This is a genomic window from Sphingobium chungbukense, from assembly GCF_001005725.1.
GTDB lineage: Bacteria > Pseudomonadota > Alphaproteobacteria > Sphingomonadales > Sphingomonadaceae > Sphingobium > Sphingobium chungbukense.
In genome coordinates this window covers 1-18,340 of sequence record NZ_LBIC01000001.1, presented here as the reverse complement: position 1 = coordinate 18,340, position 18,340 = coordinate 1, and the positions used below count along the sequence as shown (strand labels likewise).

The 18,340-nt window shown below is 65.3% G+C and carries 20 protein-coding genes and 1 pseudogene; 11 read left to right on the top strand and 10 right to left on the bottom strand.

Annotated features, from left to right (window positions below; genetic code table 11):
- Window positions 1–20 precede the first annotated feature (20 nt).
- The 3 genes from YP76_RS00105 to YP76_RS00095 all read right to left on the bottom strand — a co-directional run bounded on the left by YP76_RS00105 (window position 21) and on the right by YP76_RS00095 (window position 2,408).
- The gene (locus YP76_RS00105) at window positions 21–446 is read right to left on the bottom strand and encodes a hypothetical protein (RefSeq protein WP_046761621.1); all 426 of its coding nucleotides are present in this window, start codon (window positions 444–446) and stop codon (window positions 21–23) included.
- A gap of 109 nt (window positions 447–555) precedes the next feature.
- Entirely contained in the window at window positions 556–1,815 is a 1,260-nt protein-coding gene (gene rlmN / locus YP76_RS00100) for a 23S rRNA (adenine(2503)-C(2))-methyltransferase RlmN (RefSeq protein WP_046762530.1), read from the bottom strand.
- Between the two features lie 95 nt (window positions 1,816–1,910).
- Window positions 1,911–2,408, bottom strand: coding sequence for a hypothetical protein (locus tag YP76_RS00095; protein ID WP_197707393.1), 498 nt, complete (start codon window positions 2,406–2,408; stop codon window positions 1,911–1,913).
- A gap of 151 nt (window positions 2,409–2,559) precedes the next feature.
- Between YP76_RS00095 and dnaN the strand changes: the two genes are divergently transcribed.
- Window positions 2,560–3,672, top strand: coding sequence for a DNA polymerase III subunit beta (dnaN, locus tag YP76_RS00090; protein ID WP_046761620.1), 1,113 nt, complete (start codon window positions 2,560–2,562; stop codon window positions 3,670–3,672).
- Window positions 3,673–3,961: 289 nt separating this feature from the next.
- Here dnaN and arsC read toward each other — a convergent pair whose 3' ends face one another.
- The 4 genes from arsC to aroQ form a co-directional block, all read right to left on the bottom strand.
- Window positions 3,962–4,306: an arsenate reductase (glutaredoxin) gene (gene arsC / locus YP76_RS00085; RefSeq protein ID WP_046761619.1), complete on the bottom strand. Its 345-nt coding sequence runs from the start codon at window positions 4,304–4,306 to the stop codon at window positions 3,962–3,964.
- Window positions 4,303–5,655, bottom strand: coding sequence for an acetyl-CoA carboxylase biotin carboxylase subunit (gene accC / locus YP76_RS00080; RefSeq protein ID WP_046761618.1), 1,353 nt, complete (start codon window positions 5,653–5,655; stop codon window positions 4,303–4,305). The genes arsC and accC overlap by 4 nt, the downstream gene beginning before the upstream one ends.
- A gap of 9 nt (window positions 5,656–5,664) precedes the next feature.
- Complete coding sequence (gene accB / locus YP76_RS00075; protein ID WP_046761617.1) at window positions 5,665–6,150, bottom strand: acetyl-CoA carboxylase biotin carboxyl carrier protein; 486 nt, start codon at window positions 6,148–6,150, stop codon at window positions 5,665–5,667.
- Between the two features lie 82 nt (window positions 6,151–6,232).
- Window positions 6,233–6,673 carry a type II 3-dehydroquinate dehydratase gene (gene aroQ / locus YP76_RS00070; protein WP_046761616.1) on the bottom strand — a complete coding sequence of 147 codons (441 nt, stop codon included), beginning with the start codon at window positions 6,671–6,673 and terminating at the stop codon, window positions 6,233–6,235.
- 111 nt (window positions 6,674–6,784) lie between these two features.
- Here aroQ and thiS point away from each other — a divergent pair, with 111 nt between their 5' ends.
- The 9 genes from thiS to YP76_RS00025 all read left to right on the top strand — a co-directional run bounded on the left by thiS (window position 6,785) and on the right by YP76_RS00025 (window position 15,791).
- Window positions 6,785–7,783: a sulfur carrier protein ThiS gene (gene thiS / locus YP76_RS00065; protein ID WP_084732988.1), complete on the top strand. Its 999-nt coding sequence runs from the start codon at window positions 6,785–6,787 to the stop codon at window positions 7,781–7,783.
- Window positions 7,784–7,928: 145 nt separating this feature from the next.
- The gene (locus YP76_RS00060) at window positions 7,929–8,639 is read left to right on the top strand and encodes a CoA transferase subunit A (protein WP_046761615.1); all 711 of its coding nucleotides are present in this window, start codon (window positions 7,929–7,931) and stop codon (window positions 8,637–8,639) included.
- A gap of 67 nt (window positions 8,640–8,706) precedes the next feature.
- Window positions 8,707–9,537, top strand: coding sequence for a 5'-nucleotidase, lipoprotein e(P4) family (locus YP76_RS00055; protein ID WP_084733035.1), 831 nt, complete (start codon window positions 8,707–8,709; stop codon window positions 9,535–9,537).
- A 1-nt stretch (window position 9,538) separates the two neighbouring features.
- Window positions 9,539–10,174 (top strand): CoA transferase subunit B, encoded by a 636-nt coding sequence (locus tag YP76_RS00050; protein ID WP_046761614.1) that lies wholly within the window; start codon window positions 9,539–9,541, stop codon window positions 10,172–10,174.
- Between the two features lie 9 nt (window positions 10,175–10,183).
- Entirely contained in the window at window positions 10,184–10,624 is a 441-nt protein-coding gene (locus YP76_RS00045) for an HIT family protein (RefSeq protein WP_046761613.1), read from the top strand.
- 30 nt (window positions 10,625–10,654) lie between these two features.
- A complete protein-coding gene (locus YP76_RS00040; protein WP_046761612.1) occupies window positions 10,655–11,953 on the top strand; it encodes a glycosyltransferase family 4 protein in 1,299 nt (432 codons plus the stop codon).
- A 103-nt stretch (window positions 11,954–12,056) separates the two neighbouring features.
- A complete protein-coding gene (locus YP76_RS00035) occupies window positions 12,057–13,682 on the top strand; it encodes a capsular polysaccharide export protein, LipB/KpsS family (RefSeq protein ID WP_046761611.1) in 1,626 nt (541 codons plus the stop codon).
- Window positions 13,675–14,958, top strand: coding sequence for a capsule biosynthesis protein (locus YP76_RS00030; protein WP_046761610.1), 1,284 nt, complete (start codon window positions 13,675–13,677; stop codon window positions 14,956–14,958). The genes YP76_RS00035 and YP76_RS00030 overlap by 8 nt, the downstream gene beginning before the upstream one ends.
- Before the next feature lie 2 nt (window positions 14,959–14,960).
- Window positions 14,961–15,791 (top strand): phosphotransferase family protein, encoded by an 831-nt coding sequence (locus YP76_RS00025; RefSeq protein ID WP_232307405.1) that lies wholly within the window; start codon window positions 14,961–14,963, stop codon window positions 15,789–15,791.
- Here YP76_RS00025 and YP76_RS00020 read toward each other — a convergent pair.
- Together YP76_RS00020 and modB are read right to left on the bottom strand one after the other, a co-directional pair.
- Window positions 15,778–16,386 carry an ATP-binding cassette domain-containing protein gene (locus YP76_RS00020; RefSeq protein ID WP_046761609.1) on the bottom strand — a complete coding sequence of 203 codons (609 nt, stop codon included), beginning with the start codon at window positions 16,384–16,386 and terminating at the stop codon, window positions 15,778–15,780. The genes YP76_RS00025 and YP76_RS00020 overlap by 14 nt on opposite strands.
- Window positions 16,376–17,074 carry a molybdate ABC transporter permease subunit gene (gene modB, locus YP76_RS00015; RefSeq protein ID WP_046761608.1) on the bottom strand — a complete coding sequence of 233 codons (699 nt, stop codon included), beginning with the start codon at window positions 17,072–17,074 and terminating at the stop codon, window positions 16,376–16,378. Before modB ends, YP76_RS00020 begins: the two co-directional genes overlap by 11 nt.
- Before the next feature lie 109 nt (window positions 17,075–17,183).
- Between modB and YP76_RS00010 the strand changes: the two are divergent.
- A pseudogene (locus YP76_RS00010) lies at window positions 17,184–17,928 on the top strand (HAD-IIB family hydrolase).
- 9 nt (window positions 17,929–17,937) lie between these two features.
- On the opposite strand, the gene modA reads toward YP76_RS00010, so the two are convergent.
- Window positions 17,938–18,340 (bottom strand): molybdate ABC transporter substrate-binding protein (gene modA / locus YP76_RS00005; protein WP_046761607.1); only part of this gene is annotated, 403 nt, incomplete at its 5' end.

The window sequence follows — 18,340 nt, the reverse complement described above, 5'->3', positions numbered from 1 at the left end:
CTCGCGGGGCCGCCCTTTTTCTATGCCCAGGGCAGGGGCTTCAGGTCCGGCGCCACCCAGGCCCGCCGTGCTTCCGCCGACATCAGCCGCTCGCGCGACCAATAGGCAAACAGCCAGTCCTTGTCGGCCATGGGCGATGCCATCAACGCCGCGAAGGCCGCTCCCGGCGTCACCCCTTCCTGCAAGCCCGCCAGTACAGCCCGGGCCGCGCGCAACGAAGCCTGCGTGATCGTCTCATGATAGCCGGCGGTGTCGCTGTTCACGCCGCCCACGCTCTCATTATAGGCGGCGATCATCCCCGGCATGTCGCGCTCCGGCACCAGGTCGGGCCGCTGCAGCATCAGCCATAATGCCGTCGCGAAATGGGCCAGATGGGTCCATTCCTCCTTGGGCAGCGTCCGGGCGCAAAAGCCGGTTGCGATCCGTTCCATCTCTTCGTCCGTCATTCTCATTCACCCTTTCATGCCGCCCGGACGAACCTCAAAAGAAAAACCCCGCCGTTCCGGGCGGGGTTTTCGTCTCGCGCCCTTTAAGGCGCGCCCAATCGGCCCCGCTCTATCCGAGCGCGGCTTGCTTCTCTGCCGCCAGCCGGTCCAGCTCCGCCCGGCTCTTCTTCTCCGAGGCTGACTTGAGCTGCCCGCAGGCCGCCATGATGTCCCGCCCGCGCGGCGTGCGTACCGGCGCGCTGATACCGCCCTCGAACACGATGGTGCTGAAAGCGCGAATCCGCTCCGGCGTCGAACATTCATAATCCGTACCCGGCCAGGGATTGAACGGGATCAGATTGACCTTGGCGGGCAGCTTATACTGGCGGAGCAGCCGGACCAGTTCACGCGCATCGTCATCGCTGTCATTCTTGTCCTTGATCATCACATATTCGAAGGTGATGCGCCGCGCATTGTTCGCGTTCGGATAGTCGGCGCAGGCCTGCAACAACTGCTCGATGCCATATTTCTTGTTGAGCGGCACCAACTCGTCGCGCACATCCTTGGTCACGGCATGCAGCGACACGGCCAGATTCACGCCGATCTCCTCGCCCGCGCGCGCCATCATCGGCACCACGCCCGAGGTCGACAGCGTGATCCGCCGCTTCGACAGGGCCAGGCCGTCGCCATCCATCACGACCTTCAGCGCATCGCGCACATGATCGAAATTATAGAGCGGCTCGCCCATGCCCATCATCACGATGTTGGTCAGCATCCGCCCGTCGGGCGAATATTGCGAGGCATCGTCGGCCTCATCGTCATTGGCCGACGCCATACTGCCCTTGGGCCATTCGCCCAGCGCATCGCGGGCCAGCATCACCTGACCCACGATCTCGCCCGGCGTCAGATTGCGCACCAGCCGCATCGTGCCGGTATGGCAGAAACGGCAGTTGAGCGTGCAGCCCACCTGGCTCGACACGCACAGCGTTCCCCGGTCCGCGTCCGGGATGAACACCATCTCATAATCCTGCCCGTCGTCCGAGCGCAGCAGCCATTTGCGCGTGCCGTCGCTCGATACCTGCGCCTCGACCACTTCCGGCCGGCCGACGACGAAGCGCTCCGCCATCCAGCCGCGCATCGGCTTGGCGAGGTCGGTCATCGCGTCGAAATCGGTCTCACCGCGATGATAGAGCCAGTGGAAGAGCTGCTTGGAGCGCAGCTTCGCCTGCTTCTGATCGAGCCCGGCTTCCTCCAGCACGCCCTTGATCTGCGGACGTGACAGCCCCATCAGGTCGACGCGCCCATCCTCGCGAGGCGTCACCGCACGAGGTACGGGCACAGGATCGATAAGGCCGGGAATCGGCATCAACGGGTTGGCGGCTGTCTGCATGGCCGCGCCCATAGCCGATTTTGCAGGAATTTTAAAGCGGCGGAATTCTGTGCGCTTCATGTCCCCGCCTTCGCGGAAACGCGCCATATGGAACGTCAGCGCAGCCTTGCGCACCCCAGCGCCGCGGCATCGATTGCCGTCGCCGCACCGCGCAGCGCATAGGTGTCTGCAAAACCCCTTCCGCGCGCATCGCGCGTCTGTACACTCATGCTGCCGGCGGACCGCATCGCCGCGATGATCGCCGCGTCGGCCCGCGCATCGGGCGCCCAGGCGTCGACCTGGCCCGCCACGAGCGTGAAGCGCCGGTCACCCACGTTCAGGATCACCGCGGCGTCGCCCGCTCGCATCCGGCTCAAGCGGAAATGCACCTGCCCCCGGATCTTTTGGCGCGGCCAGCTTCCGACGGCCGCAAAGCCTTCCGACTTTGCCGAAACGGGTTTGGCGATCGCATAACAACGCGGTGTGGCGGGATCGCGGAACGCGCCCCAGGCCTCGAAAACCCCAAGGGAATCGCGCGCTTGAGCCGCCATGCCGATCATCGACAGGGGAAGGGCGAGGGCAGCCAGACGTTTCACATTCCCGGCAAAGCCCATGCTGTTCCCTTTTGCAACCCCGATCGAAATGAAAGACGCACCGAACGCTTGCAGGGGCCGTAACAGCGGCTATGAAGGACCATCCATCATTGTCGCCCGGATTCGACCGTCTCCGGGCCTTCGCAAGAAAAGAAACGGACAGAACAGGGACATGAAGGCCACCATCGAACGCGCAACGCTGCTCAAGAGCCTCAGCCACGTCCAGTCGGTGGTGGAGCGGCGCAACACGATTCCGATCCTGTCCAACGTGCTGATCGAAGCGTCGGCCGACGGCGCGATCAAGCTGATGGCGACCGACCTCGACCTCCAGATCGTCGAAAGCGTCTCCGCCCAGGTGGAACAGCCCGGCGCGACCACCATTTCCGCCCACACCCTGTTCGACATCGCCCGCAAGCTGCCCGAAGGCAGTCAGGTGTCGCTCCAGGCGGCAGAGGGCAAGATGCTGATCCAGGCGGGCCGCGCCCGGTTCAACCTGTCGACCCTGCCCCGCGACGATTTCCCGGTGATCGCCGAAGGCGACCTGCCGACCAGCTTCGAACTGCCGGCCGAGACGCTGAAGCAGATCATCGACAAGACGCGCTTCGCCATCTCGACCGAAGAGACGCGCTATTATCTGAACGGCATTTATTTCCATGTCTCGGATGAGGGGCAGCCGGTGCTGAAGGCCGCCGCCACCGATGGCCACCGCCTCGCCCGCGTCACCGTGCCGCGTCCGGACGGCGCCGACGGCATGCCCGGCATCATCGTGCCCCGCAAATGCATCAGCGAACTGCGCAAGCTGCTCGACGAGGTCGAGGGATCGGTCCAGATTTCACTGTCCGCCAGCAAGATCCGCTTCGGCCTGGGCAGCGCGATCCTGACCAGCAAGCTGATCGACGGCACCTTCCCGGACTATAGCCGGGTCATCCCGACCGCGAACGACAAGTTGCTGACGATCGACCCGCGCGGCTTCGAGGAGGGCGTGGATCGCGTCGCGACGATTGCGACCGAGAAGACCCGCGCGGTCAAGATGACGCTGGAGCGGGACAAGATCGTCCTCTCCGTCACCAGCCCCGAAAACGGCACGGCGGCCGAAGAAGTGCCCGGCGCCTTCCAGGGCGAGGGTTTCGACATCGGCTTCAACGCCCGCTATCTGCTCGACATATTGAACCAGATCGACAGCGAAACGGTCGAACTGCACCTCGCCGATGCAGCCGCTCCGACGTTGATCCGCGAGAACGACCGCAGCCCGGCGCTCTATGTACTTATGCCGATGCGGGTCTAGCCCTTCGCCGGGGTAACGAAGCGGGAACGGCGGAAATCCATCCTTGCCGTTTCCCATCGTCGGCCTCACCCGGACTTGACCAGAGGTCTCGCCGCCTTTCAGGTGAGCAGGTCGGCGGGTAGGGCCCGTCGGCGTTGGTGCTCGATCTTGAATTGCCACTCACGACGCCAGCGTTTCAGGCGCTTCTCCTGCTCAATGCAGCCGGTGATGTCGTCGTTGCTCTTCGCCCCGGCGCAAAAAGTTTGAATCGGTGCCGAAGCGGTGCCGAAGATTGGCGGGGAGAGGGGGCCTAGAGGATTTGGCTCACCTGTTCGGGGGGGCGGGCGATCACTACGCCTTTTTCCGTGATGACGATGGCCCGTTCGATCAGGATCGGGTGTGCGGCCATCGCGTCGAGAATGGCCTTGTCGTCTCCCACGTCGAGGCCGATTTCCTTGACCACGCCCTCGCCCTTGCGGACGGCTTCCGACGGGCGGACGCCCGCCCTGGCCAGCACCGTTTCGATTTCGGTGCGGCTGGGCGGGGTCTTGAGATATTCGACCACCTCGACCTCAACCCCCGGCGTGGCTTCGAGGATCGCAAGCGCGGCCCGCGATTTGGAGCAGCGGGGATTGTGCCAGATGGTCGCCTTCACGCCTGCCCGTCCTTCGCCAGCCACTCTTCCAGCCATTTGATCGTATAGTCGCCGTTCAGGAAGTCGGGGTCGGTCAGCAGTTTCTGGTGGAGCGGGATCGTGGTCTTCATGCCCTCGATCACATATTCCTCCAGCGCGCGCTTGAGGCGCATGATGCAGCCTTCGCGGGTGCGGCCGTAGACGATCAGCTTGCCGATCATGCTGTCATAATAAGGCGGCACCTTATAGCCCTGGTAGAGGCCGCTATCGACCCGGACATGCATGCCGCCCGGTACGTGATAGCTGGTGACGGTACCCGGCGACGGCGCGAAGGTGCGCGGGTCTTCCGCATTGATGCGGCATTCGATGGCGTGGCCGGTGAAGACGAGATCCTTCTGCTCGACCGAGAGCGGCTTGCCCTCCGCCACGCGGATCTGTTCACGGACCAGGTCGACGCCGGTGATCATCTCCGTCACCGGATGCTCCACCTGAAGGCGGGTGTTCATCTCGATGAAGTAGAATTCGCCGTCTTCCCAGAGGAATTCGATCGTGCCCGCGCCGCGATAGCCCATGTCGGCCATCGCCTTGCGCACAACTTCGCCCATCCGGTCGCGCTCGGCGGCGGAGAGGACGGGGGAGGGGGCTTCCTCCAGCACCTTCTGGTGGCGGCGCTGGAGCGAGCAGTCGCGTTCGCCCAGATGGATGGCGTTGCCGTTGCCGTCGCCGAACACCTGGAATTCGATATGCCGGGGATTGCCCAGATATTTTTCCATATAGACGGTGTCGTCGCCGAAGGCGGCCTTCGCCTCGGACCCGGCCTGCTTCATCGACGTTTCGAGCAGGTCTTCGGAGGGCACGACCTTCATGCCGCGACCGCCGCCGCCCGATGCCGCCTTGATGAGCACGGGATAACCGATCTTCGCAGCGACCTCCTTGGCTTCCTCGACGCTGCCGAGCGCGCCGTCGGAGCCGGGGACCAGCGGCAGGCCGAGTGCGCCGGCGGTGCGCTTCGCCTCGACCTTGTCGCCCATGATGCGGATATGTTCGGGCTTCGGTCCGACGAAGGCAAGGTTATGCGCCTCCACGATTTCCGCGAACTGGGCGTTTTCCGACAGGAAGCCATAGCCGGGATGGATCGCGTCCGCGCCGGAGATTTCGGCGGCGGAGATGATCGCGGCGATGTTGAGATAGCTGTCCTTGGCGGCGGGCGGCCCAATGCAGATCGCTTCGTCGGCAAGGCGCACATGCATGGCGTCGGCGTCGGCGGTCGAGTGGACCGCCACCGTCTTGATCCCCATTTCATGGCAGGCGCGGTGGATGCGGAGCGCGATTTCGCCCCGGTTCGCGATCAGCAGCTTTTCGATGGCCATGGGCGCGCCTTATTCGATGACGATCAGCGGCTGGTCATATTCGACCGGCTGGCCGTTATCGACCAATATGGCCTTGACCGTGCCGGCATTGGGCGCGGTTATGGCGTTCATCACCTTCATCGCCTCGACGATCAGCACGGTGTCGCCCGCCTTCACGGTCGAACCGACGGCGGCATAGGGTGCGGCGCCCGGCTCGGCCGCCAGATAGGCGGTGCCGACGATGGGCGAGCGGATCGCGTTGGCGGAAATGGCGGGCGTGGCAGCTTCGGCCGGGGCAGCGGCAGCGACCGGGGCAGGCGCAGCGACCGGCGCTGCGGCAACGGGCGCGGGTGCATAGGCCACGGCGGCACCGCCGACCTTGCGCGCGACGCGGATCTTGCGATCGCCGTCCTCGACTTCGATTTCCGTCAGGTTGGTGTCATCGAGAAGGGCGGCGAGATCGCGCACCAATTGTACGTCCACTTGCATTGCGCCCTTTTCAGCCTTGTCGTTCATGTCATGTCCCTGGACGGTAATTGCGTTTCTGACGCTCGCGCCTATGCGCATTTCAGGCGAAGCGCAACTTTTGAGCGATGAGCTACAGTTCGAGCGCCGCTTCCAGCGCCAGCATGTAGGACATCGCGCCGAAGCCCGCGATGGTTCCCTTCGCCGCCATGCCGACATAGCTTTTGTGGCGGAAAGGCTCGCGCGTATGCGGGTTGGACAGGTGGATTTCGATCACCGGCACGGCGACGCCCTTGATCGCATCGTGCAGTGCGACGGAGGTGTGGGTGAGGGCGCCGGGATTGATCAGGATCGCATGGGCGCCTTCGACATGGGCTTCCTGAATCCAGTCGACCAGATGTCCTTCATGGTTGGACTGGCGGAAATCGATCTCGACATGGGCGCGATTGGCGGCGTCCTCCATGCGTTCGGCAATGTCGTCCAGCGTGTCATAGCCGTAGATTTCCGGTTCGCGGGTGCCCAGCATGTTGAGGTTGGGACCGTTCAGGACATAGATTTTGCGCGTTTCGGCCATGACGGTCCCCCTTATGGTTGCGAGCGGAGCATGGACGCCCCTATATGCGCGCTGATCTTTAGCCCTTCGTGTCGCGCCAAGTCGAGACACCTTGTTTGACAGGACAGAGCATTGAGCGTCGACGGAACCGTTTCCATCCATATCAACGGCGAGCACCGCCGCGTGCGCGCCGGGCTGACGCTGGCGGAGCTGGCGAGCGAGCTGGGCTTCGTGCCGGAAAAGGTCGCGGTGGAGCGCAATCTGGAGGTGGTGCCGCGCTCGACCCTGGCCGATGTGTGCGTCGAGGACGGCGATGAGCTGGAAATCGTGCATTTCGTGGGCGGCGGCGACTGGACGGCGGATGACGACGGCTGGACCGTCGCGGGCCAGACCTTCCGTTCGCGCCTGATCGTCGGCACCGGCAAGTACAAGGATTTCGAGCAGAATGCGGCGGCGGTCGCGGCGTCAGGGGCGGAGATCGTCACCGTCGCGGTACGGCGCGTCAACGTGTCGGACCCCAAGGCGCCGATGCTGACCGACTTCATCGACCCGAAGAAGATCACCTATCTGCCCAATACGGCGGGCTGTTATACGGGTGAGGAGGCGATCCGCACGCTGCGCCTGGCGCGCGAGGCGGGCGGCTGGGACCTCGTCAAGCTGGAGGTGCTGGGCGAGGCGCGGACGCTCTATCCCGACATGGTGGAGACGCTGCGGGCGACGGAGATCCTGGCCAAGGAAGGCTTCAAGCCGATGGTCTATTGCGTCGACGATCCGATCGCGGCGAAGCGGTTGGAGGATGCGGGCGCGGTGGCGATCATGCCGCTGGGCGCGCCGATCGGGTCGGGACTGGGCATCCAGAATCGCGTGACCATCCGCCTGATCGTCGAGGGCACGAAATTGCCCGTGCTGGTCGATGCGGGCGTGGGGACGGCGTCGGAGGCGGCGCAGGCGATGGAGCTGGGTTGCACGGGCGTGCTCATGAACACGGCGATTGCCGAGGCGAAGGACCCGGTGCTGATGGCCGCCGCGATGAAGGCGGGGGTGGAGGCGGGACGCATGGCCTATCGCGCCGGGCGCATGGGCAAGCGCATGTATGCCGATCCGTCGAGCCCGCTGGCTGGTTTGATCTGATTTTTCCAAGTCGACATGCTCCTGCCTGCGCGGGAGCCATGTTGCATTCGCTCGCCTGGGTTGCGACTTTCGCTGTCGCAGCAAATTGACCGCTTGACGGCTTCCTCCTATTCCTTGGGCGGATTCCCCGACAGGAGGACTAGCGATGGCAAACAAGCTCTTTCCCGATGCTGCGAGCGCGTTGGAGGGTCTTCTCTTCGACGGGATGCAGTTGTGCGCGGGCGGTTTCGGGCTGTGCGGCATCCCTGAGCGGCTGATCGACGCGATCCGGGATTCGGGGGTCAGGGATCTGACCATCGCCTCCAACAATGCCGGGATTGACGGCGAAGGCTTGGGCAAGCTGCTGCGCACACGGCAGGTGAAGAAGATGATCTCCTCCTATGTCGGGGAGAATAAGGAGTTCGAGCGGCAATATCTGGCGGGCGAGCTGGAGGTGGAATTCTGTCCGCAGGGGACGCTGGCGGAGCGGTGCCGGGCGGGCGGCGCCGGGATTCCGGGCTTCTATACCAGGACGGGCGTCGGGACCGCCGTGGCCGAGGGCAAGGAGGTCAAGAGCTTCGACGGGCAGGATTATATATTGGAGCGCGGGATTTTCGCCGATGTGGCGATCATCAAGGGCTGGAAGGCCGATGAGAGCGGCAATCTGATCTTCCGCAAGACGGCGCGCAACTTCAACCAGCCCATGGCGACGGCGGCGAAGGTCTGCGTCGCGGAAGTCGAGCAAGTGGTGCCGACCGGTAGCCTCGATCCCGATGCCATCCACCTGCCCGGCATCTACGTCAAGCGCATGATCGTCGGCGCACCCTATGACAAGAAAATCGAATTCCGCACCGTTCGCCAGAGGGAGGCGGTTTGACGTGACATGCCCTCTCCTGACCCCTTCTGCATATGGAAGGGGAAGTATCGGCTTGGCGGTTTTCGTGATGTTGGCAGGCTGTTCGGCTGAACGGCCCGCCGCGGTTCCGGTCGCGCCGGAGGTGCCTCCTGCCGGGATGCAGTATCTTTACGGGTCGGGGGAGGCTTCGGCGCTTTCGATCCAGGCCTATCGGGCATTGCTGGCGAATGTCGCAGCGAAGGTGAAGGCGCGTCCGGTGGACAGCGTCGTGCTGGCCCAGGAGACGAGTCTCGACGATCCGCGATTCGAGCCTTGCGGGACAAAGCCCTTCGCCGCCGTCTTCGATGTCGATGAGACGGTGATGCTGAACATCGGCTATGAATATCATGCCGCGCGGACGGGGCGGGGTTTCGACGCGGCAGCCTGGGACGCGTGGGAAAAGACCGGCGAGGACGCGGTTGCGCCGGTTCCAGGCGCGGATCGGATGGTGCGGGCGTTGCGGGAGATGGGCGTGACGGTGGTCTTCAACACCAACCGCGCCGCCGCGAATGCCGGGCCGACCATCCGCGCCATCAAGGCGGCCGGGCTGGGCGATGCGGTGCATGGGGAAACGCTGTTCCTGAGCGGCGATGATGCCACGGGTTCGCGCAAGGATGGGCGCCGGGCCGTGATCGCGGCGAAATATTGCGTCGTTGCGATGGGCGGCGACCAGCTGGGCGACTTTTCCGACCTGTTCAATGGTGGGCAGTCGGTGACGGCGCGGCGTGCCGCGACGATGCAACCGGCGATTGCGCAAATGTGGGGCAATGGCTGGTTCGTCCTGCCCAATCCGGTTTATGGAAGCGGTCTCAAGGGCGGCTTCGATGAGGTTTTTCCTGCGGACAAAAGGTGGACCGCGCCCGCCAATGGGGAGAATTGATATGCCCTGGACACGCGATGAGATGGCCGCGCGCGCGGCGAAGGAATTGCAGGACGGTTTCTATGTGAACCTGGGCATCGGCATACCGACGCTGGTGGCCAATCATATTCCGGCAGGTGTGGAGGTGACGCTCCAGTCGGAGAATGGCATGCTGGGCATCGGCCCTTTCCCCTATGAGGGGGAGGAGGATGCCGACCTTATCAACGCGGGCAAGCAGACGATCAGCGAATTGCCGCAGTCGGTCTATTTCTCCAGTGCCGACAGCTTCGCGATGATCCGGGGCGGGCATATCGACCTGACCGTTCTGGGCGCGATGGAAGTATCGGAAAATGGCGACATCGCCAACTGGATGATCCCCGGCAAGATGATCAAGGGCATGGGCGGCGCGATGGACCTGGTCGCGGGCGTCAAGAAGATCATCGTCGTCATGGAACATACGTCCAAGGACGGCAGCCCCAAGTTCATCCCGGCCTGCACCCTGCCGCTGACCGGCAAGAATGTGGTCGACATGATCGTCACCGACCTTGCCGTCTTCCAGCGGCCCGACCATGACAGCCCGTTCAAGCTCATCGAACTCGCTCCGGGCGTGACGGCGGAGGAAGTCGCCGCTAAGACCAGTGCGCATTATCTGGCTTAAGGACGTGCGATGAGCCTCGACGGCACCTATGACGAGGGCAATGTCTTTGCCCTGATCCTTCAGGGAAAAATCCCTTCGACCAAGCTCTATGAGGACGAGCATACCTATGCCTTCCTCGACATCCAGCCGCAGTCCAAGGGGCATAGCCTGGTCATTTCCAAATGGTCGAAGGCGCGCAACATCCTGGAGGCCGAGGATGAGGTGCTGGCGCAACTCATGGCGACGGTGAAGAAGGTCGCCAATGCCACGCGCAAGGCGCTGGACCCCGACGGCATCCATGTCGCGCAGTTCAACGGCGCGCCCGCCGGGCAGACCGTGTTCCACCTGCATTTCCATATCGTGCCGCGCTGGGAGGGACAGCCGCGCGGCTTCGTCGCCCATGCGCAGGGCGATTTCGCTGACCCTGCGGCCTTGCAGGCGCTGGCCGAAGAGATTCGCGCCCAGTTCTGATGCGGCCAATCCCGATGAAAGCGCTCTGACATGGCGCTCAAGCCCTTCAAGGCTCCCGGTGCGCGGCTGGCGCTGCGTTCGAAGCGGGAAAGCCGGCGCTTTGCCGGTGGCAAACGACCGGCGGAGGTCATCCTCGACATTTCGCGGCTGCTCTCGCGCAGCTTCCATGCCGCGCCGACCGGGATCGACCGGGTCGAGTTCACCTATGCCCGCGAATTGCTGGAACGGATGCCGGATCGGCTGGCCTTCGCCGCCGTGCATCCGGCGGGCGGCTATTATGGGCGGCTGAAGGATGCGGCCGTGCGCCAGTTCCTGGCCTTCACGGCGGCGCGCTGGCGCAACACGGGGCCGGTGGATGAAAAGGAGAGCAAGGCGGCGGTAATCCGCCATCTGATCGCCTTGCGTCCTCGTCCGGTGCCGGTGGCGGAAGGGCCGCGCATCTATTTGCAGGTGTCGCCCCATCATCTGGACGATGCCGATCAGGTCAGCGCGATCCTGCGGGCCGAGGGCGCGCGTTTCGTCACGCTGGTGCATGATGTGATCCCGCTCACCCACCCCGAATTCGCCCGGCCTCAGGGGGCGGAGGAGCATTTGAAGCGGGTGCGGACGATCGACCGCTATGCCGACGGTATCATCGGCAACAGCCAGGCGACGGTCGACGCACTGGCGCCACATCTGACGCGCGGCCTGAATGGACGCGTGATCCGGGTGGCGCATTTCGGCGCCGATGCGCCGGACATGGTGGTGGAGGGCGGTCATGACGTGCCCGACCGACCCTATTTCGTCTATATCTCCACCATCGAGCCGCGGAAGAATCATCTGCTGCTGCTGAATGTCTGGCGGCGGCTGGTCGAAAGGCTGGGCGACCGGACGCCGGTGCTGGTGCTGATCGGGCGGCGCGGCTGGGAGAATGAGAATGTCGTCGACATGCTGGAGCGTGCCGAAATCCTGCGCGGCCATGTGATCGAGGCGGGCAGCGTGCCCGATAATCAGATGAACGCTCTGGTCGCGGGGGCGCGGGCGATGCTGATGCCATCCTTCGAGGAGGGCTATGGCATGCCGGTGATCGAGACTTTATCGGCAGGCGTGCCGGTGATTTGCAGCGATATCGTCGCGCATCGGGAGGTCGGCGGCGATGCGCCGGACTATCTTGATCCGTTGGATGGCCTCGGCTGGTTGCGCGCCATCGAGGCCTACAGCAGGCCGGATTCGCCGGAGCGGGCCGCGCAACTGGCGCGGATCGCGGCCTGGCGGGCGCCGACATGGGAAGCCTATTTCGACATCATAGGCGACATGCTGGAGGAATTGACGGCTTCGGCATTCGCTTGACGTCTTTTCGTTGGGTGCGCAGAAGCGTTTGTATGGATTGCGTTTTTTGGATGGTCGACGCTTCGCTCCCTGCGCGGCGGGCCTGACGGGGGCAGGAACGGCTTTGACGAATGCGCAACCTTTTCTGCGTTCTCCACCCTTTCCGGGGGTGACGCCCGCGGCGGCGGCGATCAGCGCCTGGCGGCCGGAGGGCGAGGCGGTGGTGCCCGTGCCCGACGCGCTGCTCGAAGCCGTGGCGCAGGCGCGCGTCGGCGGTACTTTCTGGGGGCATCGTCCGGATCATATCCAATTGGTCGTGCGGGAAGGCATGGCGGTTCCACAGGGGGTTCTGGATGGCCTGTCGCCGCCGGAGATCGGCGTCGTGCGCGGTAGCGGGCGGGGCTGCGTTGCCGGAACCGTCCTGCCCGATCCCACCGATCTGTGGACGGTGATCGCGGGCGCGCGGTCGGTTCATGCCACGCCGGACGATGAACTGGCGATCATCGCCGGGCTGCTCGGCGTGCCGGTCTTTGGACCGGACGGGCAAAGGATTGCGTCGGAACGATTGCGGGAGGCCGCCCGTGCGGCGATCGGCGCCGCCCGCTATCGCGACTGTTTCCATGGGGCCGAGGCCGACGCGGCGCAGGCTGTCGCCCAGCTCGCCGACTGGCGGCGGCATCTGGACGGCAATCGCGGCCTGGCGGCGGCCAGCGGCATGGCCTTCTGGAAGCGCGAGGCGATCCGCCATTTCCTCTGGGACGGGACAAGTTCGCCCCCTTTCCTGCCGCCGGAGAGGGGTTTGCGGCGGGCGAGGAAGCGGGGCGGCGCGCTGGCGGTCTGGCCCTCGCGCGCGCCCGCCGATATTCTGGCCCAGGGCGGCGGCATCATCGCCCGCGTCGAGGATGGTTTCCTGAGGTCCAGGGGGCTGGGCGCTGCGCTGCATCCGCCGGGGTCGGTGGTGGTCGACCGGTCGGGCATTTATTATGACGCGCGTTCCCCCAGCGACATGGAGACGTTGCTCGCGACCCATGTCTTTTCTCCCGAGCTGGAGGCGCGGGCTGCGCGGCTGCGCGCGGCGATCCGGGCCTCGGCCGTCACGAAATACGGCCAGGACGCCGGGCGTATGATCGACCTGCCCCAGGGCCGCCGGACGGTGCTGGCCGTGGGCCAGGTGGAGGATGATCTGTCGGTCGAATATGGCGGTGCCGGGGTGGCGGGCAATCTTGACCTGCTGAAGCGGGTGCGCGCCGCCGAACCCGATGCCTGGATCGTCTATCGTCCGCATCCCGACGTGCAGGCGGGTTTGCGCAAGGGGCATCTGAGCGATGCCGTGGTGCTGGCCCATGCTGATGGCATCGACACCGGATCGCCGCTCATGGCGCTGGTGCAGGCGGTGGACGAGGTGCATGTGCTCTCGTCACTGACCGGGTTCGAGGCGCTGATGCGCGACCGGCCGGTGACGGTGCATGGCATGCCCTTCTATGCCGGATGGGGGCTGACCAGGGATCTGGCGGAACCCAATGAGCGGCGGGGCCGTCAACTCAGCCTGGATCAGCTTGTGGCCGGGGCGTTGATTCTCTATCCACGCTATCTGGACCCGGTTACGCGCCTGCCTTGCGGACCTGAAATCATGGTGGAGCGTTTGGCAAGCGGGGCGCCGTCGCCGGTGTCATGGTTGATCCGACTGCGGACCTTACAGGGGAAGTTGCAGAGATTTATGACTTTGTCCGCCGAGTATCTTCATGGTTGACGCGCAGTCCAAGACCTTCCTTTTCCTTCAGGGACCGCACGGCCCCTATTTCGCGATGCTGGCCGATGCGCTGAGGGCGCGGGGGCACCGGGCGCTGCGCATCAACATCAACGGCGGCGACAAGGTCGACTGGCCGGGCGAGGGGGCGACCGACTATCGCGGGACCTTCCGCAACTGGCCGATCTTCTTCGACGATCATATCGTCAACCATGGCGTCACCGACCTGATCCTCTACGGCGACTGCCGCCCCTATCATGCGTCCGCCCACAAGATGGCGCGCTTGCGCGGCCTGCGCGTCCATGTGGTGGAGGAAGGCTATATCCGCCCGGATTTCCTGACGTTGCAGGAAGACGGGGTGAACGGCAATTCCACCCTGCCGCTGGACCCCGAATGGTATCTGGAACAGGCGAAGGAATTGCCGCCCGAGGAGAATGGGCGGGAACCGCAAATCCCCTCCACCTTCCGCCGGCGCGCCTTCAACACCGGGCGCAACGGCATGGCGTCGGCGCTGATGCGGCCGGCCTTTCCCTTCTACAAGACGCACCGGCCCAACAGCTTCCTGTGGGAGACGGTGGGCTGGTTCAAGAAGCTGAACCTGCGCCAAGCCGAGCGCCGCAAGTCCCGCGCGGAATGGGAACAGGTCGCGGACCGGCCCTATTTCACTTTGCCGCTTCAGCTCGATTCCGATTATCAGATCCGCGTCCATTCGCCGTTCGGCACGATGCGGGCGGCGCTGCGTTTCGTGATCAAGAGCTTTGCCTCGCACGCCCCGGCCAACACCGCGCTGGTGGTGAAGCGGCATCCGCTCGATCCGGGGCTGGTCGCCTGGGGGCGGCTGACGCGGCGGCTGGCGGCGCATTATGGCGTGGGCGACCGGGTCTTCTACCTTGCGGATTGGGACATTGCCGAGCTGGTCGGCAAGTCGTTGGGGGTGGTGACGGTCAACAGCACCGTGGGTACGCTGGCGCTCAATGCGGGCAAGCCCGTCGTCGTGCTGGGCCATGCGGTCTACAAGGTGCCGGGCGTGGTGCACAAAAGGTCGCTCGACGAATTCTGGCCGGCGCCGGGGGCGCCGGACATGGCGCTTTATTCGGCCTTCCGCCGGGTACTTATCGACCGCTGCCTGATCCGGGGCGGGCTGCTCAGCGAAGAGGGGCTGGCGATGCTGGTCGAAAATGCGGTCGAGCGGTTGACGCGCAGACCGCCCGCCCGGGCGCCGCTCCGGCGCGAGGCGGTGGTCCATGACCTCCATTCCGTGCGAACCGCCGCGCGCTGAGGGTGCGGTCGATCCTTTCCGAATTTCTGGAAGACAATCTTTCGGTTCTGGCATCGGGCGCCAGCGCGCGGGTCTATCGCGCGGCCGAACGCCATGTCGTCAAGATCTTCCACGCCGCCGTGTCGGAGGAGATGATCGACCGCGAATTCGCCGCGGCGACGCTGGCGGCGGATTGCGGGCTCGCGGTCGCGCGGCCGGTCGAGCAACTGCGGCTGCGGGCCGGGCGGGCGATCCTCTATCCGGAGATCGAGGGGCCGACGATGATGCGGCGGATGCGCATGCGTCCCTTGCGCAGCGGCGCATTGTTGCGCGACATGGCGGCATTCCACCGGCGGATTCACGACTGTCCGGCGCCGGGGCTGCGATCGCTGCGGGAGGTGTTGCGGACGGATATCCTCCATGGTCCCGCCGATCCGGCCGTCCAGCAGGCGGCGCTCGGCCTGCTGGACGGCTTGTCCGACGGTGACCGGCTGCTGCATGGCGATTTCCATATCCGCAACATCCTGATGGCGCGGATCGGGCCGGTCGCCATCGACTGGTCGAAGGCTGCGCGGGGGCCAGCCACGCCGGACATCATGCGGACCGAGATGCTGATGCGCTTTGGCGAGGGGCCGCAGGACTGGCTGACCAACCGGGCGCGGGACTGGGCGGCGCGCCAATATGTGGAGCATTATCGCCGCATCATGCCCGGCCATTTCGTCCAGGTGGCGGAGTGGCGGGCGGTGGTGGCGCTGGCCTGGCTGCGTGCGCGGGCGCCCGTGCGGCGGAAGGCCTTCCTTGCCTATCTCGATGGTGCGCTGGCGAAGGTGGGCCTGCCGCTCATAATGGGATGATCCGGTCGGCCAGCCGCTCGACCTCCGCGCGGTCGTGGCTGACATAGAGGATCGGCATGGCAAGGTCGTGCTTCATCCGTTCGATGACAGAGAGGATGTCCTCGCGCCGCGACGGATCGAGCGAGGAGAGCGGTTCGTCCATCAGCAGGAAATTCGGGCCCGACAGCAACGCCCGGCCGATCGCCACGCGCTGCGCCTCGCCACCGGACAGCGTCGCGGGCCAGCGGTCGAGCAGATGGCCGATGCCGAGGAATCCGAGCACGGACTCGAACGGCATGGGCGGTTCGCCATGGTGGCCGTAGAGCAGGTTGGCGCGCACGCGCATATGTGGAAACAGGCGTCCGTCCTGGAAGATATAGCCTGCGCGGCGGCGCTCCGGGGGCAGGTCGATGCCCGCTTCGCTGTCGAACAGCGTCTCGCCCGCGACGGCGATCCGGCCCTGGTCGGGAGTGATTATGCCCGCCACCATGTTGAGGATGCTGGTCTTGCCCGCGCCCGACGGAGCGTAGAGCGCGACCAGGCCCGCGTCGCTGCGGCATTGGAGCATGATCCGGCGATCGCCGATGCGATGGTCCAGATCGATGTCAAAGGACATGGTTGGTGCGGCCCCCTGCGGCGCGGCGGGCCAGCATTTCCGATGCCACCAGCGCGGCCAGCGACAGGATGACCGACAAGATGGCAAGCCGCGTCACGGCGGTTTCGGCGCCTGGCATCTGCAACGCGGAATAGATGGCGATCGGCAGGGTGCGGGTTTCGCCCGGTACGTCGGAAACGAAGGTGATGGTCGCGCCGAATTCCCCGATCGAGCGGGCGAAGCCCAACACCAGGCCCGCCAATAGGCCGGGCAGCGCCAGCGGCAGGGAAATGGTGAGGAAGACGCGCCAGCGCCCGGCGCCGAGGGTGCGGGCGGCGAGTTCCAGCCTGTGATCGATGCCCTCGATCGACAGCCGCATGGCACGCACCATCAGCGGCATCGCCATGATCGCGGCGGCCAGCGCGGCGCCGGTCCAGCGGAACATGAGGCTGATCCCCAATGTCCGTTCGAGCAGCCCGCCAATCGGCCCGTTGGCGCCGAAGAGCAGCAGTAGCAGCCAACCGGTGACGACCGGCGGCACCACCAGCGGTAGGTGCACCAGCGCATCGATCAGCAGCTTGCCGGGGAAGCGGGCGCGGGCCAGCAGCCAGGCGAGGGCGAAGGCGACGGGCAGCATCAGGCCGACCGCGACCAGGCTGACCCGAAGCGACAACAGGACGATACCCCATTCTTCGGAGGACAGGATCATGGCCCTTCTTTCGGACAGGATGAAGGAAAAGACCAGCCTTCGTGATGAGCGTTGCATTGCGCCGACGCACAGGGCAAAGCCACGACCTTCCGATAGTGAGCCGCTCCACATGAAAGAATTGATCGCCTTCGACCTCGACGGCACCCTGGCCGAGAGCAAGCAGCCCTTGGGCGAAGCGATGGGCCAAGCGTTGGCCGGCCTGTTGCATGTCGCGCATGTCGCGGTGATTTCGGGGGGCGACTGGCCGCAATTCGACAAGCAGGTGGCGAGCCGCCTGCCGGAACGGGCGGACCGTTCGCGACTGTGGCTGATGCCGACCACGGGGACGAAGCTTTACACCCATCGCGACGGGCAATGGGCGCCGGTCTATGCCGAACTGTTCGACGATGCGCAGAAGCAGGCGATCTTCACGGCGTTCGACGCCTCGCTGGAAGCGACCGGCTTCGTGCCCGAAGAGGTGTGGGGCGAGCGGATCGAGGACCGGGGAAGCCAGATCACCTTTTCCGCCCTTGGCCAGCAGGCGCCGATCCATGCCAAGGAGGTCTGGGACCCCGACTTCGCCAAGCGCAGGGTGATCCAGGCCGATTTACGCCAACGCCTGCCGGGCCTGTCGATCAACATGGGCGGGGCGACCTCCATCGACATCACGCGCGAGGGGTGGACAAGGCCTATGGCCTCAAAAACTGCGCGATGCGAGTGGAATCGCGCTGGAGGCGATGCTGTTCATCGGCGATGCGATCTTTCCCGGCGGCAATGACTATCCGGCAAAGGAGCTGGGGCTGGACACGGTGCGGGTGCGCGATCCGCAGGAAACGCTGTCGGTGATCGACGCCATCATCGCCTGTCAGAAGTAATGGGAGGCCTCAGGGCCGGCTGAAACCGTAGCGGGCGAGAATGTTCTGCCCGGCATGGGACAGCAGGAAGCGGCGGAAGCCTTCCGCGTCGGGATTCGGGCTCTTGGCGATTCGCGCGACGGGATAGCGGATCGGTTCGTGGCTGCCGGGTGGAAAGCTTCCCGCCACCACCACATCCTTCGACGCCCGGGCATCGGTCGCATAGACGATGCCCAGCCGCGCCTCGCCGCGTTCCACCAGCGCCAGGGCCGAACGGACATTGTCGCCCAGCGCCAGCCGGTTCGCGACCGAGGGCCAGATGCCGAGCGCGGTCAGCGCCGCCTTGCCATATTTCCCCGCGGGCACGCTGTCGGGATTGGCCATGGCGAGGCGCGACGTGCCCAGCATGCGGGCAAGCGGCATGGCGCGGCCG

Excerpts from the sequence above, each read along its gene's own strand:
- YP76_RS00105 (WP_046761621.1), bottom strand. The coding sequence starts at position 446 with ATGACGGACGAAGAGATGGAACGGATCGCAACCGGCTTTTGCGCCCGG.
- rlmN (WP_046762530.1), bottom strand. The coding sequence starts at position 1,815 with ATGCAGACAGCCGCCAACCCGTTGATGCCGATTCCCGGCCTTATCGAT.
- YP76_RS00095 (WP_197707393.1), bottom strand. The coding sequence starts at position 2,408 with ATGGGCTTTGCCGGGAATGTGAAACGTCTGGCTGCCCTCGCCCTTCCC.
- dnaN (WP_046761620.1), top strand. The coding sequence starts at position 2,560 with ATGAAGGCCACCATCGAACGCGCAACGCTGCTCAAGAGCCTCAGCCAC.
- accC (WP_046761618.1), bottom strand. The coding sequence starts at position 5,655 with ATGGCCATCGAAAAGCTGCTGATCGCGAACCGGGGCGAAATCGCGCTC.
- accB (WP_046761617.1), bottom strand. The coding sequence starts at position 6,150 with ATGAACGACAAGGCTGAAAAGGGCGCAATGCAAGTGGACGTACAATTG.
- aroQ (WP_046761616.1), bottom strand. The coding sequence starts at position 6,673 with ATGGCCGAAACGCGCAAAATCTATGTCCTGAACGGTCCCAACCTCAAC.
- YP76_RS00060 (WP_046761615.1), top strand. The coding sequence starts at position 7,929 with ATGGCAAACAAGCTCTTTCCCGATGCTGCGAGCGCGTTGGAGGGTCTT.
- YP76_RS00055 (WP_084733035.1), top strand. The coding sequence starts at position 8,707 with ATGTTGGCAGGCTGTTCGGCTGAACGGCCCGCCGCGGTTCCGGTCGCG.
- YP76_RS00050 (WP_046761614.1), top strand. The coding sequence starts at position 9,539 with ATGCCCTGGACACGCGATGAGATGGCCGCGCGCGCGGCGAAGGAATTG.
- YP76_RS00045 (WP_046761613.1), top strand. The coding sequence starts at position 10,184 with ATGAGCCTCGACGGCACCTATGACGAGGGCAATGTCTTTGCCCTGATC.
- YP76_RS00040 (WP_046761612.1), top strand. The coding sequence starts at position 10,655 with ATGGCGCTCAAGCCCTTCAAGGCTCCCGGTGCGCGGCTGGCGCTGCGT.
- YP76_RS00030 (WP_046761610.1), top strand. The coding sequence starts at position 13,675 with ATGGTTGACGCGCAGTCCAAGACCTTCCTTTTCCTTCAGGGACCGCAC.
- YP76_RS00020 (WP_046761609.1), bottom strand. The coding sequence starts at position 16,386 with ATGTCCTTTGACATCGATCTGGACCATCGCATCGGCGATCGCCGGATC.
- modB (WP_046761608.1), bottom strand. The coding sequence starts at position 17,074 with ATGATCCTGTCCTCCGAAGAATGGGGTATCGTCCTGTTGTCGCTTCGG.